This is a genomic window from Neorhizobium sp. 05N33 (assembly GCF_056397445.1).
In genome coordinates, this window is sequence record NZ_JBFTNK010000013.1 from 62,217 (window position 1) to 81,960 (window position 19,744).

Consider the following 19,744-nt stretch of genomic DNA (forward strand, 5'->3'; position numbering starts at 1 on the left):
GAGGAAAATCCATGATCACAAGACGCGCCACCCTCAAGCTCTCCATCGCAGCCGCAACGTTCGCCTCTGCCCGGTTCGCCCGCGCCGCGGCGAGGCCGATCGAATGGACTTCTTTCCAGGCAGATGAGGCAGGCTTTCGCCGCGCACCCGTGCTGCTGACCGGCGCCAAGGAAGCCATCCTCATAGACGGCGGCTTTACGCTCTTGGATGGTCGCATACTCGCCGACGCCATCCGCAAGACCGGCAAGACCCTGACTACCATTTATGTAACCTGCAACGACCCGGACTATTATTTCGGCCTCCGTCCCGTCGTCGAGGCTTTCCCGGACGCAAAAGTCATCGCCAAGCCGGCGACCGTCGACGCGATCAAGGGCAATGTCGAGGGTAAGCTCGCAGTCTGGGGTCCGCAGTTGAAGGAGAACGGCCCGCAGGCGCTTGCCCATGTCGTCATCCCCACGGCCTCGGATGCAAGCTCGGTCGATCTCGAGGGCAACAGCATCGACATTATCGATGTACCTGACATGCATGACCGCCACTATCTCTGGGTGCCCGCACTCGAGGCCGTTTTCGGCGGCGTGCTTGTCTACTCAGGCATCCATGTCTGGGTTGCCGACGAGGCGACGCCGGAAAAGCGTGCCGCCTGGATCAAAGCGCTGGACGCCATTGCCGCACGTAACCCGAAAATCGTGCTTCCGGGCCATCAGGCCGAAGGCGCTCCTCAAGGGCTAGCGGCCGTCGAGTTCACCCGCGACTACCTCCGCGTATTTGATGAGGAAGCGGCCAAGGCCAAGGACAGCGCAGCGCTGATCGTCGCGATAACCAAGCGCTATCCGGACCTCAAGGATGCCGGCTCGTTGGAACTCGGCGCCAAGGTCGCAAAAGGCGAGATGAAATGGGGCTGAACGGTTCCACCAAAGTTAAACAAGAAAGGAATATTCGATGGCAATCATCGCTCTCATCGGCGCCTCCGGCAATGCCGGCTCGCGCATTCTAAAGGAACTCTCCGACCGCGGTCATACGGTGACGGCCATCGCCCGCAATCCCGAGAAAATCCCCGCACTTCCGGGCGTTACCGCGGTCAAGGGTGACGTTTTCGACAAGGCTTGCCTGGCAGAACTCATCAGCGGGCATGACGCCGTTATCAGCGCGGTCCATTTCACGGCAAGCGACCCTGAGATCTTGATCGACGCGGTGAGGAGTTCCGGCGTTAAACGCTACGTCGTCGTCGGCGGAGCCGGCAGCCTCGAAATCGCGCCGGGCATCCGGCTGGTCACGACGCCGAACTTTCCCGCCGCCTACAAGGCTGAAGCGTCGAAGGGCGCCGACTTCCTCGATCTCTTGAAGACGGTCGATGACCTCGATTGGACGTTTTTGTCGCCGTCCGCCATGTTCGTTCCCGGCGAGCGGACCGGCAAATTCCGCCTCGGCCGCGACCAACTCATCAACAATGAAAACGGTAGCAGCATTTCTTTCGAAGACTACGCGATCGCCCTCGTGGACGAAATCGAACGCCCCCAGCATGTGAAACAGCGCTTCACAGTCGGCTACTGACAGAGTGGTGTCGAGCAGGCGTGTCGCGTCGTCGTATCACTGACCAAACGAGATACATTCCGAGGCCGATCACCAATCTTGAAATATGAAGGCGTCCGCCAGGGAGCAAATGATGCTGATAATCATGGATCACTTGCTCCCTTATTGGCTGACGACCAAGACGATGCCTTCTTGCGAATGCCGCGACGAACACGGACCGCGTGCATAGCCTACATTGCGGCCTTGGAGCCGCTTGCAGAGCAGTGCCAAAAGATTCGACTGTGAGAAAACAGATGACTGACAAGACCTTTCCCGCCCTCGGCCATGTCTACAAAGCTGACTACGGCGACCTCGTTTTTCGCGTCGCCTTCGCCTCCGAGGGCAATTCACTTCGCTGGGCGCCGTTCGCCGCCACGGATTTCAACGCCGAAGCGAAGAGTGAAACCTACCGCGCCACGTTTATTCGCACTGGCGTGTTCATGGTGACGTGGAAAGAGGCCGACGGCATCACCGTAACTCATGTCGAAGACTTCGAGAATTCGGTCGTGCATGCCGCAATCACATTGGCCGATCGCAAGTTCTTGACTCTGAAAGGACATTGGACCCGATTGGCCGAATAAACTGAAATAAGAAGACGCTGCTCGGCCACTTCCATCCAATGCGGGATTCGCCTGGTAGCTACCTGGGCAACGAGGCTATCGACGCCCGGGATGCGGCGGCCAAGCACTGACTCGCGGGACCGCGATTTGGTCTCGATCGAGCTGGGCCGACTAGCGGTCTGGGCGCGAAATGGAACTCCAGGCCCTTGCGCCCGCGCCTGACATCTACTGAGGCCTTCTTGAGCGCGGCGGGCGAGTTGGCCGCCAGCTTGAGTCAGAAAAAGCTCCCTCCTTGCTCTCCGCCGACGAGTAGTTTTTCGCTGGTGCGGCTTCCACGTTCACTCAACGTGCAGTTTCTCGGAGATGCCAGGCTCTTTGCCGTAACCATCGACTTGTACGAACATTGAGCCTGGTCAGCATCCCGCGAGGGCAATGTTTTAGTCGAGCCCGTGGCTGTCGCTCATGAACGTTGCGAAGCTTACCTCTGCCATCCGAGAACCCCACCAGCGATCAAAAGGATCCGCTGGCATTGCAATTGCGTCGCCGCGACCGTCGTCTACCCGGAAGGACGAGTTTGTCGTAGAACGCTGAGGCAGAAGTCCCGGAGCCTATCACCTCTGCGCGAAGACCTGAGATTCCGGGAGCGTGCCATCATCACCTTGTAGCGGACATTCAGTCTGGCGATGGGCTTGACCACAAGTGGCTTGCCCTCGTAGCTCAGATGGGTCGGCGGGTGATGCAAGAGGATCGCGTAGCCTAGCCCGTGGCCGACCATCGCACGCACGAGTTCGATGCTTCTGGCCCTCATTTGATATTTCGCCGTGGTGCCGAGCTGCCGGAGAATCTGCTGTGTATTGCTTAGCGCGGGCTCGACGTCGAACAGGACGTTGGTTTCATCCTCCAGATCCTTGAGTTCGACCTCGTCCTTATCCGCCAGCTTGTGATCCGCCGGTAGGACCACCCGCGGCTGCACCCAGTAGAGTTCGTCGCAGATCATGTCGGGTGTGGTGCTGTAGTCGTAGAGAATCGCGAGATCGCACTCACCGAGATGAAGACGTTCGGCAATCGCCTCTCCAGAGTCCTGGAAGAGGTCCAGTACGGCGCTGGGATGCTGACTCTGGAAGGCGGAAACGAGTCTGGGTAACAGAAAGGGCGCCAGCGTCATGTAGCAGCCGATCACCATCCGTCCCGAAAGACCCACCTGTCTATCCTTGACGGCCGTCTGCAGGTCCTCGGCAGACGACAAGGTTGCTCGGGCATAGGCAAGAAGGTCGCGGCCCTCCACCGTCAGCACAACGCCATGTGCCCGGCGCCTAACGAAAAGCTGAACGGAGAGCTGATTCTCCAGTTCGCCGATCGCTTCCGTCAGCGCGCCTTGCGAGATGTTGAGCCGATCGGCCGCCGCCGATATCGTGCGCTGCTCGGCTACGGCGAGGAAATAGCCAAGTTGCCGGAGGGTGAAACGCGGTATCGTCACGCGACCATTCCCTGGATTCTCCGATAAATTTGGTTGGAGATATCTGTTTTACAATTCATCTGCAACACGCAAGACTTGATGCATGGCTTTGAGAGGAGACCGCCGCGCGGGAGGTTTGCGCGCCATCTTGAGGAGATAAAATGAATATCCATCCCACAATTGCATCATCGGGCCAGACGCTCGGCGAACAGGTCCGGCTGACTGACCTGCACGTCGACCCATATCCGACATACCAACGCCTGCGTGCGGAGGAGCCGATTAGCTTCGTTCCAGCAGCCAACCGCTATTTGGTCACGCGGTACGAGGACATCGTCTATCTCGAACGCAATCCGGAGATCTTCAGCGCAGACGAGGCGAAATCATTGATGAAACGGGTGATGGGCCATAGCATGCTGCGCAAGGACGGCGTGGCCCATAAGCGCGAGCGGATGGCCGCGGAACCCGCCCTTCGGCCCGGCGTCGTGAAGAACCACTGGGTGCCGGTGTTCAAGGCTATTGTCAACGACCTCATCGACGACATTGTCGCCGACGGCCAGGGCGATCTTTTCCATTCCTTCGCCGCACCCTGCGCCTCGCGCTGTCTCGGCGCTCTGCTTGGGCTGCCCAACGTGCCTTGGCAGGATCTCGCCATGTGGTCCCAGGCCATGATGGACGGCACCGGAAATTATGCGGACGACCCGGAAGTCTGGCGCCGCTCGGAAGCAGCTTCGGCCGGCGTCGATGCTGCGCTTGCCGAAATGATACCACGTTTAAAAGAGAAGCCCGACAACAGCATCATCTCTGCGATGCTGCACGCGGTCGATCCGCTGACCCCGGAAGAGATTGCTCCCAACGTCAAGGTCATCATCGGCGGCGGCCTCAACGAACCACGCGACGCGATCCTCACTGGTGCCATCGGACTGCTCGAGAATCCGGAGCAACGCGCCGATGTCGAAGCTGATCCGACGCTCTGGCGATCAGTCTTCGAGGAGGCCGTTCGTTGGGTGTCACCGATCGGCATGTATCCGCGCCAGACGACTTGCAAGACCGAGATCGCCGGAGTCACGCTCCCTCAGGGAGCCCGCCTCGGTGTCGTGCTCGCTTCGGGCAACCGCGACGAATCCGTGTTCGACCACGCCGAACGGTTCGATATCAATCGCGAGAAAAGACCCCATATCGCATTTGGTGGCGGACCGCATTTCTGTCTCGGCACCTGGGCCGCGCGCGTTCAGGTCGGCGAAGTCGCGCTGCCGACGCTGTTTTCCCGTCTCAGGAATCTTCGGCTCAACGGCACGCCGCAATGGGCAGGCTGGGTTTTCCGCGGGCCGGTTCACCTGCCCGTCGCCTGGGACGACTGAGACCGGATAAAGGACATCGCCATGACTATCTTCACCTACCGTCTTCCTGACGGGTCAGAACGCATTGTCGATGCGAAAAAAGGCCTTAATGCCATGCAGGCGGCCATCCTCAATCAGGTGCCTGGCATCATCGGAGAGTGCGGCGGTTCGGCGATGTGCGCCACATGCCACGTCTATGTGGAGGAGGGCGCCGACACCCTGCCTCCCGTCAGCGACATCGAAAGCGACATGCTGGATTGTACTGCGAGCGACCGTGACAGCTGCTCGCGCCTGAGCTGTCAGATCGTCGCGGACGACGGCGATCAGACCGTCGTGCTTCGGCTTCCCGACCGGCAAGTTTGAGCCACGCCCGCTTCCGTCGTTGACACATCGGTAGAAAATGAACATGTTAAGTAAATGAAGCGAATGCTAGCCCCGCGGGGGAGATACTGGTGCTAGGCATTTCGCGAATTAAAAACGGGGCTACCGGCCTCACAATCCATGGACGCATTTCGGGAGGATTTTCATGCGTTTTTCGTGTTTCACCCATCGTGCCGGCGTGCTGGCATTCACGCTCCTTACTGCCACGGCCGCGTCGGCTGAAATCAAGATCGGGGCTATTCTATCGCTGACCGGACCAGCTGCCTCACTCGGTATTCCTGAGAAGAACACACTCGACATCCTGCCGAAGAAGATCGGCGACGAGGATGTCAGCTACATCATCCTCGATGATGCCAGCGATCCCTCGGCGGCGGTTCGCGCTGCCAAAAAGCTGATGGACGAGGGCAAGGTCGACATCATCCTCGGGCCTTCGATCACCCCGACGTCGCTTGCTGTCATCGAAGCGGTTGCCGTCAACCAGACGGCCATGATCTCCGCTGCGGGCTCAGCCGTGATCGCGAGCCCGGTCGAAGGCAACAAGAAATGGGCCTTTAAGATCACGCCGGAAGAGCCGACGATGGCCGCCTATGTATTCAAGCAGATCGAGAACGACAACGGCAAGAAGATCGCCTTTATCGGCTTCAACGACGCATTCGGCGACAGTTTCATCGGCGCTTTTAAGAAGGTCGCGGTAAAGAGGGGCCTGGAAGTGGTCGCCGACGAGCGCTTCAATTCGAAGGACACGAGCGTCACCGCGCAGGCGCTTGCCGTTCTGAGCGCGGCTCCCGATGCCGTCATCATCGGCGCGTCCGGCACTCCGGGCGTTGCACCCATACTCGAGCTACGCAATGTCGGCTTTGACGGCCCGATCTACATGAACCAGGGAATGGCTAATCCCGACGTGCTGCGCGTCGGCAAGGCTGGGCTCGAAGGCGTGATGTTTGCCGTTCCGCCTGCCCTCATCGCCGAACAACTGCCCGCAGACAATCCGATTAAGGCAGAGGCGCTGAAATACGTGACCGCCTACGAAGGCAAGTACGGTCCCGAGAGCCGATCGCTCTTCGGCGCGACGATCTGGGACGCGTTCCTGATTACCGCCAATGCCGTACCGTTTGCGCTGGAAAAGGCCAGACCCGGCACGCCTGAATTCCGCACGGCGCTGCGCGACGCTATCGAGGAAACCAAGGAGTTAGTCGGCTCACAGGGAGTGTTCAACCTGTCGAAGACGAACCACAATGGCACCGATCTCAGGGCCGAGACGCTTGTGCGGATCAAGAACGGCAAATGGGTTTATATCCCCCTCAAAGCCGAGTGAACCGAAATGGGGTGAGTTCGCCCCCTTTCACCTGTTCACGCGCTTTGCCGCATCCCTGAAACTCCGAGAGCTCCTCTTATGAATGCAACGGTTGCCGTTCTTCTCGCGCAGGACGCACTGATCAACGCCGCGATCTATGCCCTGCTTGCGCTGACGCTGGTGATGGTGTTCTCGGTCACACGGGTCATCCTCCTGCCGCAGGGTGAAATCGTCTCGCTTGCAGCACTCACCCTCGCTGCGATGGAAACCGGCGTGGTGCCCGGGACCATCTATCTGCTCTGCGCCGGCGGTGGCGCTTGCGCGCTTCTCGAGCTCTGGACCTTCGTTCGGACACGTCAGACCATGGCGCTCAGGAGCGCCGCCGGATATGTCCTCTACGCTGCCCTGGTGACGGCAGCGACGCTGCTTGTTGTGCCGGCCGCCTCGGCCGCCCCAATCAGGATCCTGCTGTCCATCCTCATCGTCGCACCGTTCGGGCTTTTCATGTATCGGATAGCCTTTCGGCCGCTTGCCCATGCCTCGGTCCTGGTGCTGCTGATCGTGGCGATGGCGATCCATTTCGTCATGCTCGGATTTGGTCTGATGGCGTTCGGGGCAGAAGGTGTGCGCACCGAACCGATCGTGTCGGGCACGCTGCGGATGGCGGGCTTCGTGCTGAAGACCCAGGCTCTTTTCGTCATCGCTGTCACGATCGTGCTGATCGGTATCATGGCCTGGTTCTTCGGTCGTACGCTGGCGGGAAAGGCGTTGCGTGCCACCGCGTACAACCGTACTGGCGCCCGCCTGGTCGGGATCCGCCCCCAATCGTCCGGCGGGCTGGCCTTCATCCTGGCCGGCGTGATCGGCACCGCCTCGGGCCTCCTTATCGCCCCGGTGACCACGGTCTATTTTGACACCGGATTCCTGATCGGGCTCAAGGGCTTTATCGCGGCGATCGTCGGCGGGCTCGGTTCTTATCCCCTCGCCGCTCTGGGTGCGGTGCTGATCGGCATCATTGAATCGTATTCGTCCTTCTGGGCCAGCGCCTTCAAGGACTCGATCGTCTTTGCCCTGATCATTCCGGTCCTGCTTTGGCGCAATATCGGCCATGCCCTGTTCAGTGAAGAGGAAGAAGAATGAGGCGAACCATCGTAATCGCTTTCCCGTTCGTCATCGCGCTGCTGCCGCTGGTATTGCCGGCCTACCAGTTGACTTTGATGAATTTCATCGGCTTGGCGAGCCTCGTTGCGATCGGACTGGTTCTGATCACGGGCATCGCAGGGCTTACGTCCTTCGGTCAAGCGGCTTTCGTCGGCTTGGGCGCCTATGCCACGGCCTGGGCCACGGTCAAGCTCGGCGTCTCGCCCTGGCTCTCCGTCTTCTTTAGCCTACTGGTTGCGGGTGCGGCGTCCCTGGTCATCGGCCTGCTGACGCTGAGGCTTTCCGGGCACTATCTGCCGCTGTCGACTATTGCTTGGAGTCTCAGCCTTTTCTTTCTCGTGGGCAATATTCCGGCCTTGGGCGGCCACAACGGTATTCCCGACATCCCGGGCCTTTCGGTCTTTGGCCAGCAGGTGACGGGTGCCGGCTATACGCTGCTAATCTGGGTCTTGGTTGGCGTCGCCTTCGTCAGCGTGGCAAATCTTCTCGACAGCCGGACCGGCCGCGCGGTTCGATGCCTCCGGGGCCGGGGCATCATGCTGGAAGCCTTTGGTGTCGACACCGCCCGCCTGAAGATCGCAATCTTCATCCATGCCGCCTTGCTCGCAAGCATGTCCGGTTGGCTCTATGCGCATCTGCTGCGTTTCATCGCCCCGACACCATTCGGACTCAATGCCAGCATTGAATACGTGTTCATGGCGGTGATCGGCGGCGTTTCAAGCCTCTGGGGCGCGATCCTCGGCTCTGCAATCCTGATCGCGATTCGCGATGGACTACAGGATCTCATTCCCGGCCTCGTCGGTTCGGGCGGAGCGGCTGAAAGCATCGTCTTCGGCGTCGTCATGGTGCTGATCCTGCAGAGAGCAAGCGGTGGGCTGATGCCGTTTCTTTCGCGCCTGGTGCCCGACACAGGACGTTTGGCGCCGGGCGTGGAGCAGCCCCTGCCACGCCGGACCATGCCCGCCGCCAGAACGCCGCTGCTCTCGGTCGCCGCCGCTACTCGCCGCTTCGGCGGACTGGTCGCCGTCAACTGCGTCTCGTTCGAACTCGCCGCAGGCGAAATTCTGGGCGTGATTGGTCCCAACGGCGCCGGAAAGTCCACACTCTTCAATCTGCTCACCGGGGTGCTGCCGGTCTCCGAGGGCGAGATCAGGCTGTCCGGCAAGACGATCAGCGGCAGTTCCTCGCGTCGCATCGCTTCCTTGGGCATCGCACGCAGCTTCCAACATCCGATGCTGCGCAGCACGATGACGGCAATCGAGAACGTCGCCGTCGGCGCCCATCTCAGAGGCTGCAAGGGAATGCTGCATTCGATTCTCCGACTCGATCGTGCCGAAGACAGGATAATTCTCGCCGAGGCAGCGCGGCAGATGGAGCGCGTCGGCCTCGGTGGGGAACTGTTCGCGCCTGCCGGAAACCTGGCGCTCGGTCAACAGCGTCTGCTGGAGATTGCACGCGCGCTCGCAGCAGATCCTCAGATTCTCCTTCTCGATGAGCCTGCTGCGGGGTTGCGCTATCACGAGAAACAGAAACTGGCGGCCGTTCTCTCTCAGCTTCGTGCCGAGGGCGTGACTATACTTCTCGTCGAGCACGACATGGAATTCGTCATGAATCTCGTCGACCGTCTGGTGGTGATGAATTTCGGCCAGAAGATCGCGGATGGCACCGCGCCGCAGGTGCAGGCGAATGTCCAGGTCCAGGAAGCTTATCTTGGAGTCGCTGCATGACCGAACTCCTGGAAATCAGCGGCTTTTGCGCGGGTTACGGCAAAATAGAGGTTGTTCGCGATCTCACCCTAAAAGTACGAGAGGGATCTATCGTAACGGTCATCGGTCCGAATGGCGCCGGCAAGACCACCCTTCTCAACGGGCTGATGGGGCTGCTTCCCGCGCGGGGCGTGCTGCGATTTGCCGGCAGGGACGTTCTCAGGCTGCCGGTCGAAGATCGCCTCGGTGCTGGACTGTGTCTGGTGTCCGAAAAACGCGAGCTCTTTGGCGAGATGAGCGTGGAGGACAACCTGCTGCTGGGCGGCTACATCAGACGCAAGTTGCGGGACGGCAGCCAGAAGGAGGACATGGCGTCCGCCTTCCAGCTGTTCCCCCGCCTGAGGGAGAGAAAGCTGCAGATGGCGGCGACATTGTCGGGCGGCGAGCGGCAGATGCTGGCGATCGCGCGGGCGCTGATGTCCCGGCCGAAACTTCTCATGCTCGACGAGCCGAGCCTTGGTCTGGCACCGCTGGTCGTTCGGGAAGTACTAGAGACCGTGAGCCGGCTCCGGGACCGAGGCGTCTCTATCCTGATCATCGAGCAGAACGCGCGCGCAGCGCTCAACATCGCAGACTATGGCTATGTGCTGGAGTCGGGCGCGGTCGCGATGGAGGGGGGCGCGACGAAGCTGCAGGCCGATGATCATGTGACGTCGGCCTATCTCGGCGCAAAGTCGAAGGCGTCGTAACGATATCTTGAGCGGAAACACGGCATGAAGACAGTGATCATCGGTGGCAGCCACGCGTCGCTTTCGCTTGCGGCCCAGCTTCGTCACTTGTCGCCCAAGTCCGAAATCACCATCATCAGCGCTGATCCCGAAACGCCCTACCAGCGGCCACCGCTGTCCAAGGGCTACATGTCGGGCAAGGTCACCTTCGACCAGGTCGTGCTGCGGCCCGAGGACTGGTACGGGCCCAACCGCATCGAAATGCTGAAGAACACTCGCGCCGAGGCCGTGGACTGTTGCGAGAAAATCGTCGCCGTCACCGACGGCCGCAAGATCCCCTACAATAAGCTGGTCTTCGCCACGGGTGCCCGCCCGCGCCGCCTGCCGGCCACGATCGGCGGCCATCTGCCGAACGTCTATGTAATGCGCGATCACAGCGACGCGCTCGCGCTGATGGAGCAGATGAAGGAAGGCCAGAAGCTCGTCGTCATCGGCGGCGGCTATATCGGCCTCGAAGCCGCCTCGGAGGCCGTCAAGAAGGGCGTAACGGTCACCGTGATCGAGGCCGCCGACCGCATCCTCAAGCGCGTGGCCTGCGCCGAGACAGCCGATGACATTCGCACGCTGCACAAGGCCCACAAAGTCACCATCCTCGAAAACGCCCAAATCCACGAGATCCATGAAATGAACGGCCTGGCCGATGGTGTGATCCTCGCAGACCAGACCGTCATCCCGGCCGACTTCATCGTCACCGGCATCGGGGTCTATCCCGATATCGAACTGGCCAGCACGGCGGGCCTGACCTGCGACAACGGCGTCGTCGTCAACGAGCGGCTGGAGACCTCCGATCCCGCCATCTACGCCATCGGTGATTGCGCGATCTTTCCCTATCACGGCCGCATGATCCGGCTGGAATCTGTGCAGAATGCCAATGACATGGGTATTATCGTCGCCCACAACATCCTCGGCGAAGGCAGATCCTACAAACCGGTGCCATGGTTCTGGTCGGATCAGTTTGAGCTCAAGCTGCAGATCGCCGGTCTCAATACCGGGTTCGACCTCGTGGTGACCCGCAAAGGCATGCGCGAGGGCGCCAAGTCACATTTCTACTTTCGCGACGGCACCTTCCTCGCTGCCGACTGCCTCAACGATGGTGCCGCCTACATGATGGCCCGCAAGATCCTCGAAGGCGGCGAGATGCTGACACCGGCCCAGGTGGCGGATGAGAGCTTCAATCTGAAATCGCTAGCTAAACCGTAACCCCACTCATCAAATAGCAAGATTGGCGTTCAGTTTAGCTGCGTGAGATCGCCCTGTCGAAAGTATCGTCTTTAACCGGGCCGAGTACGTCCCGCGTCATTGTCATGCGAATCCCCTGCGAAACGGCCGGGCGTCGGCCCGGATAGACATCACTTCACCCCGCGGACTGCAGAATTCGATACCGACCCATTCATTTCGTCAACTGTAGAAGGCGGAATTGGCAACCTACGTATGTCCAAAACCCGTCGAAAACCTCGCCGAGGGGTCGGTCGAAAACCAGCATTGTGGGCGATGATAGGTTCGGTTCGATCATCGATCACTCTTCCCGAAAACCATGGCTGATCTGGTCGGAAACGGTTTCACAAAATATGAAAGCGCTGCCCGTTCGCCCGTCTGGGTAAGAGCCTCGGCGGGCATGCCCGGAACCAGCCTGAGGTCGCCAGGCTTTTGCAATTCCTCAGCGGGAACCGACAACTCTCGATGGGATTTATATTGTGAAGAATCCGCGCCTACATTGAGTATTGCGAGTTCACGCGAGTTTTCTGTTGGATTCTATCCCTCAGATCGTTCAAACGGAGGCGGTATCGGGGCTTTGTACTGGCTCAAGATGTATGTCGCCCTCTGGAACACAGGCCGATCAATCATTTTGCCCTCGAACTGAATTACATTGTTGCCCGCCGCCTCGACGGCCGCGAGTATGGCCTTGGCCCAAATGATCTCTTCGTCACTGGGGCCAAAAAAAGCATTGACGGTAGCGACCTGTTTTGGATGGATACACAGTTTCCCACCGAACCCGAACTCGCGGGCGTGCTTGACATCACTGACGAGGACTGCATCGTCGTCAAACGCGACGGTCACGCCGTCAATAGGCGATGGCAGGCAGGCGGCGCGCGATGCCATTGCAATCAGGAATCTTGCTTGGTCCAGGGCCGCACTGGCCACAGGCAGTCTGGCGTCGGTGCTGAAGTCGATATTGCCAAAAGCGATCCGCGAGACCCCCTTCATCCTCGCGATCTCGTTCACCTGCATGAGACCAGCCACAGTCTCGATCAGCGCGATCACCGGACGATCGATGAGATAGTGTAGAACGCGTTCCAGTGAAGCCACATCGGCCTTGGGAAGCATTATCTCCGCAACCGGAAAAGTGGCGGCGACAGCGAGGTCGGCGTCGAACCAGAAGCTATCGGCCCCGTTGATGCGCAAAACGGCGGAATTGCCGGCTTTGAACCAACGGCCTGCAGCATTTCGAGCGTCTTCTTTTTCACCTGGAGCGACTGCGTCCTCAAGGTCTATGATGATACGATGGGCTCCCGAATCCAACGCTTTTTGAAATCTCTCAGGGCGGTTACCTGGAACAAAAAGGTAGCTTCGGACATCCTGCGTGTATTTGTTTTCATCGGAAGCGCCGTTGGTCATTCGAACTCGGCCTCCGCCGTCATGGCAAGATTGCCCGCTGGCCCCTTCGCCCATAGCCGCAGCACGCGCGGGGCATCGCCCTCCAACCCCTCTACACAAAACGGCCGGTCCACGAACAGGGGAGAAACAGCGCGGAAATCAAAGCGAACCAGCCGACTGTCAGGTTTGGCCCGTTGAGCAAGTCCTTGAAGGAGACTCGAAATCAGAGGGCCATGGACGACGAGATCGGGGTACCCCTCTTCGACCTGCGCATAGGGCCTGTCGTAATGGATCCTGTGGCCATTGGAGGTGAGCGCCGAGTACCTGAAGAGCAGAACCGGATCGGGCGCTACGATCTCGGACCAAACTGCATCCTGCGGTGCGGGTGGCGCGACAGGTGCAGCCGAACCCGGTTGCGGCGGTTCGCGGTAGACGATGTCCTGCTCTTCGTCGATGCAGATACTCTCGCCAGCCATCACCCGATGTCGAACAGTCACGAAGACCAGCCGCCCAGCCTTGCCGGACTTGGATGTCACGCTCAGGATCTCGCTGACGCGCTCTGCCTTGCCTCCGATCGACAACGGCGTATGGTACCGCAAGCGGCCGCCTGCCCACATGCGTCGCGGGAGCCCGACGTCAGGCAGAAAGCCCCCTTTCTTGGGATGGCCATCGATCCCCAGTTCGCTGCGGCGGACGAAGGGATTGAAGAAGATCCAGTGCCATGCCGCCGGGAGGGCTTCACCTACGCCCGGCGCGGATTGCAGGTCGAGCGTGCTGGCAAGGGCTGCCACGCGATCAGGATGGATCAGGGCAGAGCGCCGCTCCGAGCGCCCCACATATTCCGAATAGTTCTCCGCAATTCCAATTGCCGGATCTGCTGACATCAAAACCTCCCTGACACTCAGAAGATGACTTCCCGATCGACGAGTTCATCGATTTCACGTTGCGACATCCTGAGAAGCTCGCCGTAGACGAAACCCTCGTGCTCGCCGAGTTTCGGCGTACCCCTGTCGATCGCCGGCGCTGCGCTCACAGAAAAGCGCCCGGGAAAACCGACTGCAGCCCGCTGGCCGCCCTCGTGGTCATCCACATCGACGATGGCACCTCGCTGTCGCAGATGGTCGTCATGGACGAGATCATAGGTGTTGAAGGATACATGGGCCGGAACGCCGAGATTTTGGAGGCACTCGGCCGCCGCTTCGGCATTCTGCCGGACGCTCCATGCGGAAACTGCGCCATCGAGTTCGCGCCTGTTGGAATGACGTGCCTCCGCATTGCGGAACCGCGTATCCGATATCAAAGGCGAGAGCCCGGCAAATTCGACAAACGTCCGCCACTGTTCTTCACTGCCGACCGCTATGCTGAGCCACCGATCTGGCTTATCGGTTGGATAAAGGCCGTGGGGGGCCATCCGGTAGTCGTCATTGCCCAACCGTTCCACATGTCCGCCTGCCGACACAGCCATCAGGGAATCTCCTATGAGCGACGAGGCTACTTCGCGCGCGGCGATGTCGACGTGCGATCCCTGCCCGGTCCGGCGCTTTCGGTGAAGGGCGGCGACTGTCGCCAGTGCGGCATGCAACCCCACCGAATGATCCATGACATGCCGCATTTCCATCGGCGGACCGTCGCTGTAGCCCGACAGGAAACCGAGGCCGCCCCATGCCCCGAACAGGGGCGCATATCCTGCGAAGTGGGATTCCGGACCCGTCTGCCCCGACGAGGAGACGGACACCATCACGATGTCGGACTTCACTTCCTTCAAGGACGCATACCCGAGCCCGAGCCTGTTCATCACGCCTGCCCGGAAGCTTTCCGCCGCAACATCGGAGACAGCCACCAGCCGCTTCGCAAGTGCCACTCCCTGCGGATGCTTCATGTTCAGGCGGATCGAGAGCTTATTGGAAGCAACCTGATCGAAGCTCGCAGGCCCATTCCGCCCATAGACCGCGTGCGATTTTCGAAAGATGTCAGGACGGAGCGCGCTCTCGACCTTGATGCACTCGGCACCCAGTTGCGAAAGCATGTGCGTGCAGAAGGGTCCTGCGGCATGCACCGTAAAGTCCGCGATCCGCACGCCTTCGAGAGGTTTCATGCTCTCTCCTTCCATGAATCCATCTCCCGCTCTGCACATTTGCTTCCAGCATCGAACTTCGAAGACGTCTCGGGCAAAGAGGGCCACGATCGTGCAGGAAGGGGCTCGTTGTCGAAGCGAAATGGGGCCGACTGTATGCTGCACGTGCCACCGTCCCGGAGGTCTACGGCTGAGAACAAGTGGCGTGCGTGCTCGTGCTGACCGGAAAGGATCTGCTCCGGCCCGTTGTAGCGCGCCATCGGCACGCCGAGGCGCTGCGCCGCCGCGACAATCTCCTCGACGGGATGTCGTGCGGCCCATTTACGGATTTCCCCGTTGATGAAGTCCCCCCGCTGACTGCGGACGACGGCGTCCTCGAGTGCAGCATCGCGCGCCCATTCGGGATATCCCATCAGTTCCACGAGACCGTGCCACTGGTGCTGTTCCAGGGTGAGGAGTTCGACGAAGCCATCACGGCATTCAATTACACCACCATACCGGAACGAGCGAGACAGCCTGTGTTCGAGTGATCCGTCACCATAGCGCTGCACGGTGAATGCGCCGACCGCGAGATTGGCATCTTGAACGGCCACATCGACATATTGGCCCTTCCCGGTCCAGAGGGCGGCGAGCGCACCCAGGGCGCCGGCGACCCCGCCCTGCATCTCTGCGAAATGTCCTGCGATCTTCAATGGCGGGCGGTCCGGGAAGAGCGTTGCCGAAAGGCCATTGGGAAGAAGGAAACCTTCTCCCGCCGAATGGATGAGGTTGAGTTCGGTGCCGACCCAGTCGCGTTTAGGGCCATAGGAACCGAATGGCAGGACCGACAGGTGAATGAGCTCGGGCCACGAGTGGGACATCTCGTCCGGATCGAGCCCGAGCCGCTTCTTGTCGGACGTAGCTGTATCCTCGATCAGGATATGCGCCGCCTTGATCAGAGCCCTGAACTCCAGCTTGCCGTGATCCGTGTCGAGATCGAGGGCTACAGACCGCTTTCCTGCCGAAACGTATGCAAACAGGGCGCTTTCGTCGCTGTCCGCCCCGAGGAACGGAGGCTCCCGCCTGAGCGGAGAGCCTTCCGTCGGTTCGATCAGGATAACCTCGGCGCCCATCGCAGCCAGAAGGCGTCCGGCGTAAGCCGCCGCGACGCCGGTCGTGCACTCGACGCATCGAATTCCCGCAAGAGGCAGCGACGTTTCCATGATTGCGCCCCTGCCCTTACCGGACGACCGAAAGATCGAGGTCGAGACTACTGCCGTCGAAATGAACCGGAATGTTCGGATCGCGGCTTGGGAGAATGACGGTCGCCAGGCCCGGTGTGGTGATCTCACCGCGCTGGTTCTCGCCCCAGATCTCGAGGTCTACCAGAGTGTGGCGATCCTTGATGTACTTGCGGGCCACCTTCCCCTTGCACCATGTAGAGTCACCCATGGTGTTGAAACGACGCATCTCGGTCCGGACACGCTTGAGGAAGGCCGCGTCGCCCATCCAGTTCGTCACCAGCGAGCACATCCAGGAAGAGCGTTGGGGGCCGTAATCGTAGACACCAGGAACGCCGACTTCCTTCGCCGTAGATTCGCGATGATGCCCGATGCCCGTATATTCGATCCCGCCGCCAGCTTCCGGATTGCGGAAGAAATGGCCGGGATGCTTCATCGCCGCCTTGAACACTACGCCGTGGGTGTGGCCGCGGCCGCAACCAACCAGGAAGCCCATGGTGTCCATCAGGGACAGAGGGCCGCGAACGATCGGGTCGAGTTCTTCGCCTTCGGTCACGTCTTCCCAGTAGCGAACATTGGCACCGCGCATGCGAGATTCTTCGCGGACGATAGCCTCATCGATCTTCTCGAATTCCTCGGGCGTGTACTCGTGGGTTACGATGTCCTTGTACTTGCCAGCGTCACGGGCAGCCTTGCGCTCGTGGCGGGTGCAGGTGCCCAGTGCTCGTGCAACGATCTCGCCGCGCTGGTTGCTGTAGGTCGCCTCGACATATTGCAGCACGAGACGCCCGGAGAACTTGCTTTCCTTCTCCTCCACACCGACCACGCGTTCGATGGCGCTGATCCGGTCGCCGGGGCGGATGTGGCGAAACAACTCCCAGTCATTGCCGGCATAGAAGCCGTGAACGCCCGGAAGGCCCCAGCGCGTGCGGCCGACCCAGCCGAATGCCATGGGAAACATTGGATGCGCAATCTGTCCGCCATAACGCGAATTGCGGCCATATTCCTGCTCGCGATAGAGCGGGTTGAGATCGCCGATACCATTGCACCAGTTTCTGAGCGTGTCAGGCGTCGCGTCCTGAAGGTAGGGTCCCTCCGGCCGCAGTTGAAGACCGATCATGCTGCGGGCGGCTGCGACAGCCTCATCCGTGATGCGGCCCTCTGCAGGTGCGCCACCCACATCCTGCTTGGACTTGTCGATAACCTCAACGTTCATGTCATCCTCCAACTTATGTCGACGCTGCGCCAATCGAGTGGGCGCCACCGCCGATAATGCATTTTATATTATCGCGGTCAATATCGTTCAGAAGCGGAAACGGCTTAATTTGTTGATTCGACGCACCATTTCATAGACGCAGGTACGCCTCCCGAAAAGAGCCGGGCGATGCCAAGGATGGATTTAATGCATTTTCCTACAGGGCGACGTCTACGGCGCGTGAAACCGTGGCAAAGCGGCGGACACCGGCCACCGCATATTCATGCTCCTCGTCGGTCGCCCCCGCACAGCAGTCTTCAAGCACCACGCATTCGAAATCTCTATCGTGTCCTTCACGGGCGGCGGCCTGTACCACGCCATTGGTTGATACACCCGCGAGAAGAAGCCGTTTCGCGCCTATGGCACTCAGCAAAGGCATCAGCTTCGTGCCATAGAAGGGGCTGACGCGATGTTTGATGATGTCGATGTCTCCGTCCCGCGGCGCGAACCCCCCGTAGATTTCTGTGCCCCACTGCCCCAGCTTGAAGAATCCATTGTCTCTTGCCTTTGAGAAGACGGGGGAATTCGGCGGGCATTCCCGATAATCCGGGGAAAAGCCCACCCTGACATAGCCGATCGGCACACCGGAGCTACGGGCGCGCTCTATTATCGACTTCGTGTTTTCGTATACGTTCCTCTCGTGGCATTTGACCACATAGGTCTTGGCACCCATCCCATCGGGATGGACGAGGTCGTTGATCATATCCATGACGAGCAGAATCGTGTCAGCGGCCATTGCAATACTCCTGGATTGACTTTCCGGTGATGGGATTGGTCAGGGCCGGGAGAGCGGGCGCTGGCGTACCGGCAGAGAGCCTTACGAGGTGTAGCCAGCCTTGAACTCGTCCCACCCGGCGCGGATGTGCATGCGCAACGCGGAGAGCATCGCCGCTTCGTCGCGGACGATGATGGCACTGAGCATCTCGCGATGCTCGGCCGACGCCCGCTCGATGCGGTTCTCGAGCTTGTTGATTAGGTCGAACGGGTAACGCGCCCAAAGAATTCGAACGAACTGCAGTGTCTGCGGCAGTTCCGACGTCATGTAGATCGTCTCGTGGAAACGGTAGTTGATGAGGCGAACCGCCTCCCGGTCTCCGTCCGCCGCCGCCTTTTCGATCTGCCGCTGCAGGTCGCGCAACTCCTCGACGGTCTGCGGCGTCAAGCGTTTGATGGCGGCGAGAGCGAGCTTCGATTCCAGCGTCACACGCAGGTCGACGATCTCGTCGGTGGCATCCATGTCGAACGGCGCGACGACCGCACCACGATGAGAATCGCCAAGTACGAAGCCCTCCGCTTCGAGTAGCTTTATCGCCTCCCGGACCGGGGTGATGCTCGTCCCAATCATCTGGGCCAGTTCCGCCTGCTTGAGCTTGGATCCACGCGCGAAACGGCCCGAGATGATCCCTTCCCTCAGGAAGTCGGCAACGAATTCTTCTTTCGTACGATGTTTCACGCGCAGGCCTTTCATGACCGAGTCCCACTTCCGGATTACCTCGGAGATGGTGCACAATGCAATATCCAATCATGGAAGTGTCCTCCCGGCCGTGGGCGGCAGGTCGACGCGATACACCGATCCAGGTGGGTAATCGTGCGAGGCCGGGTAGATCCGTGCTATACGGGGATCGTGAGCGGGGACGACATGGTCGTCGCTGTCGGCAAGTTCGCGGATGCGTTCGTGCCCGGCAATCATGTCGGAAAGATTGAAAGCGACGGCGAAGGGAATGCCCCGCTCGTATTCCTCGTAGTAGTGCAGTGCGTCGGAGGCCAGCACCACCCAACCCCGCGCTGTCCGGACGCGGACAATCTCCTGGCCCGCACAGTGGCCGCCCACCCAATGCACCGAGACGCCGTCCGCGATTTCCTGATCGCGGCCATGCAGGGTCAGACGCCCAGAATGTAGAAGGTGCACCAGACGCGAGATTTCGTCGGGTTCATAGGCGCGGCGGAACCATGCCCTCTGCATCCATCGTCCCGTAACATAACCCATCTCCTCTGCCTGCATGTGAAAATGCGCGTTCTCGAGCGCATCCAGATGACCGAGATGGTCATAGTGGGCGTGGGTAAGGATCACAGTAGTGACCGCTGCCGGATCGATCCCAAGCGAGCGCCAGATTGCGACTGGGCTATGCTCGATGTGATGGCCGTGCCGCGCGGCTTTCCCGGCGTCCATCCCGGTGTCCACGACGATTACCTGATCAGACGCCCGCAGGACCCAGCAATAAAAATCCATTGGCATCGTCTCGGCGGGACGTTTCTCAAGGATGAAATTGTCGCCCCGCGTGCGGTTCTGGTTGGTGCCGTAGCGGATCGCGTGGATCTCCCAGAGCGCGGTTGTCTCTGTCATGGCT

At 60.3% G+C, this 19,744-nt stretch carries 19 protein-coding genes; 10 read left to right on the forward strand and 9 right to left on the reverse strand.

The features are described 5' to 3' along the window. Positions 1-11: 11 nt before the first annotated feature. The 3 genes from AC1DLT_RS24970 to AC1DLT_RS24980 all read left to right on the forward strand — a co-directional run bounded on the left by AC1DLT_RS24970 (position 12) and on the right by AC1DLT_RS24980 (position 2,150). A complete protein-coding gene (locus AC1DLT_RS24970) occupies positions 12-902 on the forward strand; it encodes an MBL fold metallo-hydrolase (RefSeq protein ID WP_436112905.1) in 891 nt (296 codons plus the stop codon). A 37-nt stretch (positions 903-939) separates the two neighbouring features. Continuing rightward, a complete protein-coding gene (locus AC1DLT_RS24975) occupies positions 940-1,551 on the forward strand; it encodes an NAD(P)-dependent oxidoreductase (RefSeq protein ID WP_436112906.1) in 612 nt (203 codons plus the stop codon). 272 nt (positions 1,552-1,823) lie between these two features. After that, the gene (locus AC1DLT_RS24980; RefSeq protein ID WP_436112907.1) at positions 1,824-2,150 is read left to right on the forward strand and encodes a MoaF-related domain-containing protein; all 327 of its coding nucleotides are present in this window, start codon (positions 1,824-1,826) and stop codon (positions 2,148-2,150) included. Between the two features lie 535 nt (positions 2,151-2,685). On the opposite strand, the gene AC1DLT_RS24985 is transcribed toward AC1DLT_RS24980, so the two are convergent. Continuing rightward, positions 2,686-3,606, reverse strand: coding sequence for a LysR family transcriptional regulator (locus tag AC1DLT_RS24985; RefSeq protein WP_436112908.1), 921 nt, complete (start codon positions 3,604-3,606; stop codon positions 2,686-2,688). Positions 3,607-3,746: 140 nt separating this feature from the next. Between AC1DLT_RS24985 and AC1DLT_RS24990 the strand changes: the two genes are divergently transcribed. The 7 genes from AC1DLT_RS24990 to AC1DLT_RS25020 all read left to right on the forward strand — a co-directional run bounded on the left by AC1DLT_RS24990 (position 3,747) and on the right by AC1DLT_RS25020 (position 11,452). Further along, the gene (locus AC1DLT_RS24990) at positions 3,747-4,943 is read left to right on the forward strand and encodes a cytochrome P450 (RefSeq protein WP_436112909.1); all 1,197 of its coding nucleotides are present in this window, start codon (positions 3,747-3,749) and stop codon (positions 4,941-4,943) included. A 21-nt stretch (positions 4,944-4,964) separates the two neighbouring features. After that, positions 4,965-5,285 carry a 2Fe-2S iron-sulfur cluster-binding protein gene (locus AC1DLT_RS24995; protein ID WP_436112910.1) on the forward strand — a complete coding sequence of 107 codons (321 nt, stop codon included), beginning with the start codon at positions 4,965-4,967 and terminating at the stop codon, positions 5,283-5,285. Positions 5,286-5,448: 163 nt separating this feature from the next. Beyond that, on the forward strand, positions 5,449-6,618 hold the full coding sequence (locus AC1DLT_RS25000; protein WP_436112911.1) for an ABC transporter substrate-binding protein: 1,170 nt from the start codon (positions 5,449-5,451) through the stop codon (positions 6,616-6,618). 78 nt (positions 6,619-6,696) lie between these two features. After that, positions 6,697-7,737 (forward strand): branched-chain amino acid ABC transporter permease, encoded by a 1,041-nt coding sequence (locus tag AC1DLT_RS25005; RefSeq protein WP_436112912.1) that lies wholly within the window; start codon positions 6,697-6,699, stop codon positions 7,735-7,737. Further along, positions 7,734-9,485 carry a branched-chain amino acid ABC transporter ATP-binding protein/permease gene (locus AC1DLT_RS25010; RefSeq protein WP_477488530.1) on the forward strand — a complete coding sequence of 584 codons (1,752 nt, stop codon included), beginning with the start codon at positions 7,734-7,736 and terminating at the stop codon, positions 9,483-9,485. Before AC1DLT_RS25005 ends, AC1DLT_RS25010 begins: the two co-directional genes overlap by 4 nt. Then, complete coding sequence (locus tag AC1DLT_RS25015) at positions 9,482-10,213, forward strand: ABC transporter ATP-binding protein (protein WP_436112914.1); 732 nt, start codon at positions 9,482-9,484, stop codon at positions 10,211-10,213. Before AC1DLT_RS25010 ends, AC1DLT_RS25015 begins: the two co-directional genes overlap by 4 nt. Positions 10,214-10,237: 24 nt before the next feature. Beyond that, on the forward strand, positions 10,238-11,452 hold the full coding sequence (locus tag AC1DLT_RS25020) for an NAD(P)/FAD-dependent oxidoreductase (RefSeq protein ID WP_477488531.1): 1,215 nt from the start codon (positions 10,238-10,240) through the stop codon (positions 11,450-11,452). Positions 11,453-12,004: 552 nt separating this feature from the next. On the opposite strand, the gene AC1DLT_RS25025 is transcribed toward AC1DLT_RS25020, so the two are convergent. The 8 genes from AC1DLT_RS25025 to AC1DLT_RS25060 form a co-directional block, all read right to left on the reverse strand. Next, positions 12,005-12,868 carry an HpcH/HpaI aldolase/citrate lyase family protein gene (locus tag AC1DLT_RS25025; RefSeq protein WP_436112916.1) on the reverse strand — a complete coding sequence of 288 codons (864 nt, stop codon included), beginning with the start codon at positions 12,866-12,868 and terminating at the stop codon, positions 12,005-12,007. Next, entirely contained in the window at positions 12,865-13,731 is an 867-nt protein-coding gene (locus AC1DLT_RS25030) for an HTD2 family dehydratase (RefSeq protein WP_436112917.1), read from the reverse strand. The genes AC1DLT_RS25025 and AC1DLT_RS25030 overlap by 4 nt, the downstream gene beginning before the upstream one ends. A 17-nt stretch (positions 13,732-13,748) precedes the next feature. Continuing rightward, the gene (locus tag AC1DLT_RS25035) at positions 13,749-14,942 is read right to left on the reverse strand and encodes a CaiB/BaiF CoA transferase family protein (protein ID WP_477488532.1); all 1,194 of its coding nucleotides are present in this window, start codon (positions 14,940-14,942) and stop codon (positions 13,749-13,751) included. Next, positions 14,939-16,123: a CaiB/BaiF CoA transferase family protein gene (locus AC1DLT_RS25040; protein ID WP_477488533.1), complete on the reverse strand. Its 1,185-nt coding sequence runs from the start codon at positions 16,121-16,123 to the stop codon at positions 14,939-14,941. Before AC1DLT_RS25040 ends, AC1DLT_RS25035 begins: the two co-directional genes overlap by 4 nt. A 16-nt stretch (positions 16,124-16,139) precedes the next feature. After that, positions 16,140-17,357 (reverse strand): FAS1-like dehydratase domain-containing protein, encoded by a 1,218-nt coding sequence (locus AC1DLT_RS25045; protein WP_477488534.1) that lies wholly within the window; start codon positions 17,355-17,357, stop codon positions 16,140-16,142. A 196-nt stretch (positions 17,358-17,553) separates the two neighbouring features. Further along, positions 17,554-18,132, reverse strand: a complete 579-nt coding sequence (locus AC1DLT_RS25050; protein WP_436112921.1) for a cysteine hydrolase family protein — start codon at positions 18,130-18,132, stop codon at positions 17,554-17,556. A gap of 81 nt (positions 18,133-18,213) precedes the next feature. Beyond that, positions 18,214-18,864 carry a GntR family transcriptional regulator gene (locus AC1DLT_RS25055; RefSeq protein WP_477488535.1) on the reverse strand — a complete coding sequence of 217 codons (651 nt, stop codon included), beginning with the start codon at positions 18,862-18,864 and terminating at the stop codon, positions 18,214-18,216. Between the two features lie 54 nt (positions 18,865-18,918). After that, positions 18,919-19,740, reverse strand: a complete 822-nt coding sequence (locus AC1DLT_RS25060) for an N-acyl homoserine lactonase family protein (RefSeq protein WP_477488536.1) — start codon at positions 19,738-19,740, stop codon at positions 18,919-18,921. Between the last annotated feature and the right edge of the window lie 4 nt (positions 19,741-19,744).